Here is an 8,647-nt window from a genome sequence, read left to right on the forward strand (position 1 = left end):
CCGGGGAAACCAGGCTTCTTTTTCGTTATTGAAGAATTTTTGGTAGAAAACGCTTTTAATTGTTGCTTGTTTTAGTATATGATTAGAAGATGTGTTATACATAGTTGCTTTTATCTGTGATTTTAGAAATAATTGGTTTTGGAATTAGTTTTGGTGTCTAGCTCCAGACGCTTTCGCATTTCAGGTTCTACCTTGTCCCCTTTTTACATATTTTTTAGTGAAAAGGGGGATACATAATGCAAAGGAAATTTATTCATTTCGTTGGATTTATTTTGATTTTAACGGTAAGCATCGGCTTTATCGAGAATCCATTTACAGCTTCTTATGTTGAGCAAATAAAGCAAACGAGTATCACTGTTTCTAATCATCAGGATCGCTTATATGAAGAGATAACAGCAAAAGCAAGTGAATATAATGTACCTCCCCAGAATGCAGAAGTACATAGGATATGGAAAGCTACACCTGGCTATAATGGGCTAGAGGTTGATATTGATGAATCCTATAAAAAGATGCAGGATAAAGGTGTTTTTGATAAAAATCTCCTCGTTTTTCGTCAAGTAAAACCAACTGTTCACTTAGAAGATTTACCTGCTGCGCCAATTTATCGGGGGCATCCGGATAAACCAATGGTTTCATTTTTAATTAATGTTGCTTGGGGAAATGAGTACATTCCTACGATGCTAGAAACCTTAAATAAATACCATGTGAAAGCAACTTTCTTTTTAGAAGGTAGATGGGTGAAAGAAAATCCTGAAATGGCAAAGATGATTGTTGATGCAGGTCATGAGATTGGTAATCATTCATATACACATCCTAATATGAGTCAATTATCCACATCAAGTATTAGAGAGCAATTGGTGAAAACAAACGAAGTCATTAAGTCTGTGACAGATATTACGCCAACATGGTTTGCACCACCGAGTGGAAGTTTTCGAGATGAAGTAGTTAAAATTGCCGACGAGATGAATATGGAAACGGTTTTGTGGAGCGTTGATACAATTGATTGGCAGCGACCTGAGCCACAAGTACTAGTAAATCGTGTGATGAGTAAAGTCCACAATGGTGCTTTAATCTTAATGCACCCGACATCTCCAACAGCAGAAAGTCTTGAAACACTCATTACATCGATAAAGCAAAAAGGATATTCCTTTGGATCTGTTTCGATGATGGTAAATGAAGAAAGACTAGCATCAACGAAAAAGAACAAGTAAACAGCTGAATGGCAGCACCATTGAAGGAGGAACAAACTTGATAAAAAGATATACTTGTCAAAACGGAGTTAGAATCGTATTAGAAAACATACCAACTGTTCGCTCAGTTGCAATTGGTGTATGGATTGGAACAGGATCACGAAATGAAAATGTCCAAAATAATGGTGTTTCTCATTTCTTAGAACATATGTTTTTTAAAGGGACGAAAACAAGGACTGCTCGCGAAATAGCAGAATCCTTTGATAGTATTGGTGGTCAAGTTAATGCATTTACCTCAAAGGAATATACTTGTTATTATGCAAAGGTTTTGGACGACCATGCAAAGTATGCGTTAGATGTTTTGGCGGACATGTTCTTTCATTCAACCTTTGATGAAGAAGAGCTGAAAAAAGAAAAGAATGTTGTGTATGAAGAGATTAAAATGTATGAAGATACTCCAGATGATATCGTACATGATGTTTTAAGTAGAGCAACTTTTGGGAATCATCCACTGGGGTATCCTATTTTAGGAACAGAAGAAACGCTTGCAACCTTTAATGGAGATACTTTGCGTGAATACATGAATGGGCATTATACACCTGATAATGTTGTCGTATCAGTAGCAGGTAATATTTCTGAAGAATTTATAAAAGATATTGAGAAATTATTTGGAACGTATGAAACTGGTTCTAAAAAGCAGAAGTTTGAAAAGCCAAATTTTATGGATCAAAAGTTAGCTAAACAAAAAGATACTGAGCAAGCACATCTTTGTATCGGTTTTAATGGCTTGCAGGTTGGTCATGAAAATATATATAGCTTAATTGTTTTAAATAACATATTAGGCGGAAGTATGAGTAGCCGTTTGTTCCAAGATGTTAGGGAACAAAAAGGTCTGGCATATTCCGTTTTTTCCTATCATTCTTCTTATGCGGATAATGGGATTCTTACGGTTTATGGGGGGACGGGAAGCAAGCAACTTAACGAATTATTTGAAACAATCCAAGAAACATTGGCTACATTAAAATCTGAAGGAATTACTGCTAAGGAATTAGCAAACAGCAAGGAGCAAATGAAGGGTAGCCTTATGCTAAGCCTTGAAAGTACAAATAGTCGAATGAGTAGAAACGGAAAAAATGAACTTCTTCTCGGTCGACACCGTACACTTGATTCAATTATAGAAATGGTGAATCAGGTAAGTGAGGAAAGTGTAAATACACTTGCAAATCAAATATTTACTGACTCTTATTCTGTTGCACTTATTAGTCCTGAAGGTAAGTTGCCTGAAAACCTTAAATAATCTTTACAAAAAGAAAATTTTTTTCACGACTGTAGAGAAGCTAGATCCTATAGTTTGACACGTGCATATTGTTTTGGATAACATTTTCGCAAATGCCTACAATTTTTATAAATTGTAGGCATTTTTTAATGCTGTAGAACGATATGATAGTAGAAAGGAGGGATGGACATGAGATTAAGTGAGTTAAGCGGGAAAGAAATTGTAGATGTGAAACGTGCAGAACGATTAGGTGTGTTAGGACAAACAGATCTTGAAATCAATGAACAGACAGGTCAAATTACGACCCTAATTATACCTTCATTAAAATGGTTCGGTTTAAGAAAACAGGGGCAGGAAATTCGCGTACCATGGCAGCATATCCAAAAAATTGGCACAGATATGATTATCCTTGATATTCCAGATGAGGAGATAGAAAAAATAGAATCGTAATGACATTCGATTGGGTAATCCAATCGTTTTTTTGTGATATAGGAAAATATAAAATTCTTGCACTGTGGATAAGTGCACTGCATCCAGCGCAAGCGCCTAGCCCCTCAGGGTTATAAGCCACGCATGAATAGAGGCAAAGTACGCCTTCTATTGATGCGCGTCTTATGCCTGCCTTAGGTTGGTCAAGGTGCTTGCGCTTTTGTTCTTTCAAAGAATGTATTTTAGCAAATTTTCGCGATTGGTTTACTTTGTTAATTACGTGAAAGCAATGTCAATATTGTCTGGACATTTCATACGTCATTTGCCCCTAGATTTCCCCACATATGAATGATAAAAAAACGATCATCTTACGGGAGTCGTTTTAAGATTGAACATTGTGAATTTGAAATCCGAAAATCCATATGTTTAATCACCCAAATTACATTTCTTACATAGTATGTTGAAGTAAGTTAACCAAAAAAGTCTAGGATAATTAAACAGATAACATGCCAAAAAAGAAGGTGAACAATCAATATGTTAACAGGATTGAACGTAGCTGTTATCGGTGGTGATGCAAGGCAGCTAGAGGTTATTCGTAAATTAACTGAACTCGATGCAAAGCTATTTCTTGTCGGTTTTGACCAATTGGACCATGGCTTTACTGGTGCTATCAAAGTAAAGTTAGATGAGATTCAATTTGAAGAAATAGATGTCATTATTTTGCCTATTCCTGGTACAAATCCAGCAGGAATAATTGAAACAGTATTTTCGAATGAAGAAGTTAAATTAACGGATGCATTACTAACAAGTACGCCACCACATTGTGTCATATATTCAGGAATAACGAATCCTTATTTAGATAAAATTGTTGAATCAACTCATCGAAAATTAGTTCTGCTTTTTGAACGTGATGATGTCGCAATCTATAATTCGATTCCAACTGTTGAAGGCACGATCATGATGGCCATTCAACACACTGATACAACGATTCATGGCTCAAGTATTGCTGTCCTTGGACTTGGAAGAGTGGGAATGAGTGTTGCGAGAACGTTTGCAGCATTAGGAGCACAAGTAAAGGTAGGGGCAAGAAAAACTGCAGACTTAGCGAGAATTACTGAAATGGGTTTAACACCATTTAGTTTAGAAAATATTCATGAAGAAATTAGGGATGTTGATATTTGTATTAACACAGTTCCACATTTAATTGTTACATCTAAGGTGATCGCAAATATGCCAGCACACACATTAATCATTGATTTAGCATCAAAACCAGGCGGGACTGATTTTCGCTATGCAGAAAAAAGAGGGATTAAAGCACTATTGGCACCAGGCTTACCGGGCATTGTTGCACCAAAAACGGCGGGCCAAATTATTGCTAATGTTCTCTCACAGTTATTAACCGAATTAAAAATAGATGGAAAGGGGTTTTCTTCATGAAGCTAAATGGCAAACGAATAGGGTTTGGAATTACAGGCTCACATTGCACATATGAAGAGGTTTATCCGCAAATTAAATCATTATTGGATGAAGGGGCAACTGTCGTTCCTGTTGTATCGAGTACTGTGAAAAATACAACGACTCGCTTTGGAAATGCGGGTGAGTGGGTAGAGAAGGTTGAACAGCTCACAGGGAATAACGTAATTGATACGATTGTAGATGCAGAGCCACTTGGGCCAAAACGACCACTTGACTGTATGGTTATTGCACCTTTAACAGGTAATTCAATGAGCAAGTTTGCTAATGCACTAACAGATTCACCAGTTCTTATGGCGGCTAAAGCAACGTTACGAACACATAGACCTGTTGTTGTAGGTATATCAACAAATGATGCGTTAGGCTTAAATGGAGTCAACCTAATGCGTCTTATGGCAACGAAAGATATTTATTTTATTCCTTTCGGTCAGGATGTACCAGATAAAAAGCCGAACTCAATGGTAGCAAGAATGGAATCACTTCTTGATACTGTGGTAGCAGCGTTAGATGGCAAGCAAATTCAACCAGTTGTAATCGAAAAATATCGTGATTTTGAAAAGTAATTTAATAATTCAATAAAATATTGATAAATTATTGAGTCCATTCGACAAATTATGTGATAGAATAATACGTAAAAGATTTGAAGCTATCTTAACAGATTTGTTTAAATAGCTGGAAGGAGCTAGTGTTAATGGATGCAAGAGGTTATCATGTAGCAGTAGTCGGAGCGACGGGAGCAGTTGGGCAGCAAATGCTTCAAACTCTAGAAAAACGCAATTTCCCAATTTCTAAACTAACTTTACTTTCTTCTGAACGTTCTGCAGGAACTAAAATCACGTTCAGAAATGAAGAACATATCGTGCAAGTAGCAACTCCAGATAGCTTTGAAGGAGTTCAAATAGCATTATTCAGTGCGGGTGGAAATATTTCTAAACTATTTGCACCAGAGGCAGTAAAACGAGGTGCAATTGTTGTTGATAATACAAGCGCATATCGTATGGACGAAAATGTTCCACTTGTTGTTCCAGAAGTAAATGAAGACGCATTAAAAAATCATAATGGGATTATTGCAAACCCGAACTGTTCGACGATTCAAATGGTTGTTGCACTTGAACCACTTCGTCAAGCTTATGGCTTAAACAAAGTTATTGTTTCGACATATCAAGCAGTATCAGGGGCAGGGGCTGCAGCAATTCAAGAATTAAATGAGCAAACTAAGGCTATCTTAAATGGTGATGAATACACACCTGAGATTTTACCTGTAAAAGGTGATGAAAAACATTATCAAATTGCCTTTAATGCGATTCCACAAATTGATAAATTCGAAGATAATGGATTTACATTTGAGGAAATGAAAATGATCAATGAAACGAAAAAAATCATGGAGATGCCTGGATTACAAGTAGCAGCAACCTGTGTTCGCTTACCAGTAGAGACTGGCCATTCAGAGTCTGTATATGTTGAAGTTGATCAACAAGGTGTTTCTGTAGAACAAATAAAAGCATTATTAAAAGATGCAGACGGTGTAACACTTCAAGACGATCCATCACAGCAGGTTTATCCAATGCCAGCATATAGCGTAGGAAAAAATGACGTATTCGTGGGCAGAATCCGTAAAGATTTAGATGCTGATAACGGATTCCATATGTGGATCGTTTCAGATAACTTATTAAAAGGTGCTGCATGGAACTCTGTTCAAATTGCAGAAAGTTTAGTGAAATTACAATTAGTTTAAATCTATATTGGAAGAGAGCAGGTAAAAACCAGCTCTCTTCTGTCACGTCTAGTGTAGAGGTGTTACAATGAAAATTATTGTGCAAAAATTCGGGGGAACATCTGTTAAGGATGACCGTGGTCGAAAAATGGCTTTAAAGCATATAAAAGATGCAATTGATGAAGGCTATAAGGTCGTTGTAGTTGTATCTGCAATGGGTAGAAATGGTGATCCATATGCAACAGATACATTGCTCAGTCTCGTATATGGCGAAATTGAAGCGATATCTAAGCGAGAACAGGATATGCTTTTGTCTTGTGGAGAAACAATTTCATCCATCGTATTTTCAAGTATGTTAAACGAAAATGATATAAAAGCTACTGCCTTAAACGGTTCACAAGCTGGATTTGTCACAAATGAAGAGCATACAAATGCGAAGATTCTTGAAATGAAATCTGAACGATTGCTTAATGAGCTTGCAAATCATGACGTTGTAGTTGTTGCAGGTTTTCAAGGAGCATCAAAGCTAAATGGTGATGTGACAACGATTGGCAGAGGTGGAAGTGATACAACTGCAGCAGCACTAGGTGCAGCATTGGACGCTGAATTTGTCGATATTTTTACAGACGTTGAAGGTGTCATGACTGCAGATCCGCGTATCGTGGAAAATGCTAAACCTCTTTCTATTGTTACGTATACTGAAATCGTTAATCTTGCTTATCAAGGAGCTAAAGTCATCCATCCGCGTGCTGTTGAAATTGCCATGCAAGCAGACGTACCTATCCGTGTGCGATCAACCTATTCACACGCTACTGGAACTCTCGTTACATCGAATTATATGACAAAAAGAGGTAGCGATGTTCATGAGCGTCTTATTACTGGAATCGCTCAAGTCCCTAATGTCACTCAAATAAAAGTGAGTGCAAAAGAAGGACAATATGATGTCCAGACAGAAGTATTTAAAGCAATGGCAAAAGACGGTATCAGTGTTGACTTTTTTAATATTACGCCAAAAGGTGTTATCTACACAGTTACCGAAAAAGTAGCGGATCGCGCGATTGAAATTTTAGAACAGCTTGGTTATGAACCGATTATTACGAGAAACTGTGCTAAGGTATCAACCGTTGGAGCAGGCATTATGGGAGTTCCAGGTGTAACGGCAAAAATAGTAACCGCACTTTCTGGAAACGGGATTCAAATCCTTCAATCAGCAGATAGTCACACGACGATTTGGGTATTAGTAAAAGAAAAAGATATGGTAAAAGCAGTTAATGCTTTACACGAGGCGTTCAACCTAGCGAAATAAAGAAGCACAGCTCCCCTGAATAATAAGGGCAATGATTTTCTAAGAGGATATGAGCGTTCTTTCTTGTCAATTCATGGGTGGCTAACCTATTAAGGTGCTAGGTGCAAGAACAAAATCTAAAGAAAAAATATACATTTTTATCGTTAATGATCGCAACAAAAGGAGTGAGAGAGAGAATGAGTCATTTTGGTAAACTTTCTACAGCAATGGTAACTCCGTTTGATAAAAACGGAAATGTTGACTTCCAAAAAACAACAACTTTAATTGATTATTTAATTAACCATGGAACTCAGTCATTGGTTGTAAATGGTACAACAGGCGAATCTCCTACATTAAGTACTGAGGAGAAAATTGCACTTTTTAAACATACAGTAAAAGAAGTAAATGGGCGAATTCCAGTTATCGCAGGAACTGGAAGTAATAATACTGCAGCTTCAATTAAATTAACAAAGCAAGCAGAAGAAGCAGGCGTGGATGCAATCATGCTTGTAGTCCCATATTATAATAAACCTAGTCAAGAAGGGTTATATCAACATTTTAAAGCAATTGCAGAAACAACAACACTCCCAGTTATGCTTTACAACATCCCTGGAAGAAGTGTCATTAATATGACGGTGGACACAATAGTAAGACTTTCGAAGCTTCCAAACATTATTGCGGTAAAAGAAGCAGGCGGAAATTTAGATGTAATGGCTGAGCTCATTTCTAAAACAGACGATAACTTTGCAGTATACTCAGGTGATGATGCATTAGCATTACCGCTGTTAGCGATTGGCGGAGCGGGTGTAATATCCGTTGCATCGCATATTATTGGATCAGAAATGGAGTCAATGATATCGGCGTTTGTTAGCGGTGACCAGGTGAGAGCTGCTGAACAACATCGGAGGTTATTACCTATTATGAAACAGCTTTTTGTGGCTCCAAACCCTGTACCTGTGAAAACAGCCTTACAGGTTAGAGGATTAGATGTTGGATCTGTCCGCTTACCATTAATCCCATTAACGAGTTCTGAACGAAATGAATTAATGGAAGTTATTAACAATAGTTTGCGATAATTGTGAAATAGTTTGTAATGGCAAAAGGTAAGTAACCTTGCCCTTACATAAAAAGGTCTGATACTTTAATCAGACCTTTCAGACTGTAGACAAACTCGATGAAAATTGAGTTTGCCTACGGTCTTTTTTGTTTTAAACTAGAAGTAAGAAAAACCTTGAGGTGATGACGATGCTTTCGAAACATAATTCTATTCAACGAGATCA

The 8,647-nt window shown here is 37.2% G+C and carries 8 protein-coding genes; all 8 read left to right on the forward strand.

All coding sequences use genetic code 11. The features are described 5' to 3' along the window. Nucleotides 1–236 precede the first annotated feature (236 nt). The 8 genes from K9V48_RS06580 (at nucleotide 237) to dapA (ending at nucleotide 8,443) form a co-directional block, all read left to right on the forward strand. Nucleotides 237–1,211 (forward strand): polysaccharide deacetylase family protein, encoded by a 975-nt coding sequence (locus tag K9V48_RS06580; protein ID WP_224137914.1) that lies wholly within the window; start codon nucleotides 237–239, stop codon nucleotides 1,209–1,211. 37 nt (nucleotides 1,212–1,248) lie between these two features. After that, complete coding sequence (locus K9V48_RS06585; RefSeq protein ID WP_224137915.1) at nucleotides 1,249–2,487, forward strand: M16 family metallopeptidase; 1,239 nt, start codon at nucleotides 1,249–1,251, stop codon at nucleotides 2,485–2,487. Between the two features lie 168 nt (nucleotides 2,488–2,655). After that, on the forward strand, nucleotides 2,656–2,916 hold the full coding sequence (locus K9V48_RS06590) for a YlmC/YmxH family sporulation protein (protein ID WP_111614936.1): 261 nt from the start codon (nucleotides 2,656–2,658) through the stop codon (nucleotides 2,914–2,916). A 513-nt stretch (nucleotides 2,917–3,429) separates the two neighbouring features. After that, complete coding sequence (gene dpaA, locus K9V48_RS06595) at nucleotides 3,430–4,332, forward strand: dipicolinic acid synthetase subunit A (protein WP_224137916.1); 903 nt, start codon at nucleotides 3,430–3,432, stop codon at nucleotides 4,330–4,332. After that, nucleotides 4,329–4,931, forward strand: a complete 603-nt coding sequence (locus K9V48_RS06600) for a dipicolinate synthase subunit B (RefSeq protein WP_224137917.1) — start codon at nucleotides 4,329–4,331, stop codon at nucleotides 4,929–4,931. Before dpaA ends, K9V48_RS06600 begins: the two co-directional genes overlap by 4 nt. A 128-nt stretch (nucleotides 4,932–5,059) precedes the next feature. Further along, the gene (gene asd / locus K9V48_RS06605; RefSeq protein ID WP_224137918.1) at nucleotides 5,060–6,103 is read left to right on the forward strand and encodes an aspartate-semialdehyde dehydrogenase; all 1,044 of its coding nucleotides are present in this window, start codon (nucleotides 5,060–5,062) and stop codon (nucleotides 6,101–6,103) included. 67 nt (nucleotides 6,104–6,170) lie between these two features. Beyond that, nucleotides 6,171–7,388: an aspartate kinase gene (gene dapG / locus K9V48_RS06610; RefSeq protein ID WP_224137919.1), complete on the forward strand. Its 1,218-nt coding sequence runs from the start codon at nucleotides 6,171–6,173 to the stop codon at nucleotides 7,386–7,388. A 176-nt stretch (nucleotides 7,389–7,564) separates the two neighbouring features. Continuing rightward, nucleotides 7,565–8,443, forward strand: a complete 879-nt coding sequence (gene dapA / locus K9V48_RS06615) for a 4-hydroxy-tetrahydrodipicolinate synthase (protein WP_224137920.1) — start codon at nucleotides 7,565–7,567, stop codon at nucleotides 8,441–8,443. The last annotated feature ends 204 nt before the right edge of the window (nucleotides 8,444–8,647 follow it).

The organism is Metabacillus rhizolycopersici (genome assembly GCF_020075705.1).

What these genes read in the sequence shown, in the direction of transcription:
- K9V48_RS06580 (WP_224137914.1), top strand. Translation starts at nt 237, where the DNA reads ATGCAAAGGAAATTTATTCATTTCGTTGGATTTATTTTGATTTTAACG.
- dapA (WP_224137920.1), top strand. Translation starts at nt 7,565, where the DNA reads ATGAGTCATTTTGGTAAACTTTCTACAGCAATGGTAACTCCGTTTGAT.
- K9V48_RS06600 (WP_224137917.1), top strand. Translation starts at nt 4,329, where the DNA reads ATGAAGCTAAATGGCAAACGAATAGGGTTTGGAATTACAGGCTCACAT.
- asd (WP_224137918.1), top strand. Translation starts at nt 5,060, where the DNA reads ATGGATGCAAGAGGTTATCATGTAGCAGTAGTCGGAGCGACGGGAGCA.
- K9V48_RS06590 (WP_111614936.1), top strand. Translation starts at nt 2,656, where the DNA reads ATGAGATTAAGTGAGTTAAGCGGGAAAGAAATTGTAGATGTGAAACGT.
- dpaA (WP_224137916.1), top strand. Translation starts at nt 3,430, where the DNA reads ATGTTAACAGGATTGAACGTAGCTGTTATCGGTGGTGATGCAAGGCAG.
- dapG (WP_224137919.1), top strand. Translation starts at nt 6,171, where the DNA reads ATGAAAATTATTGTGCAAAAATTCGGGGGAACATCTGTTAAGGATGAC.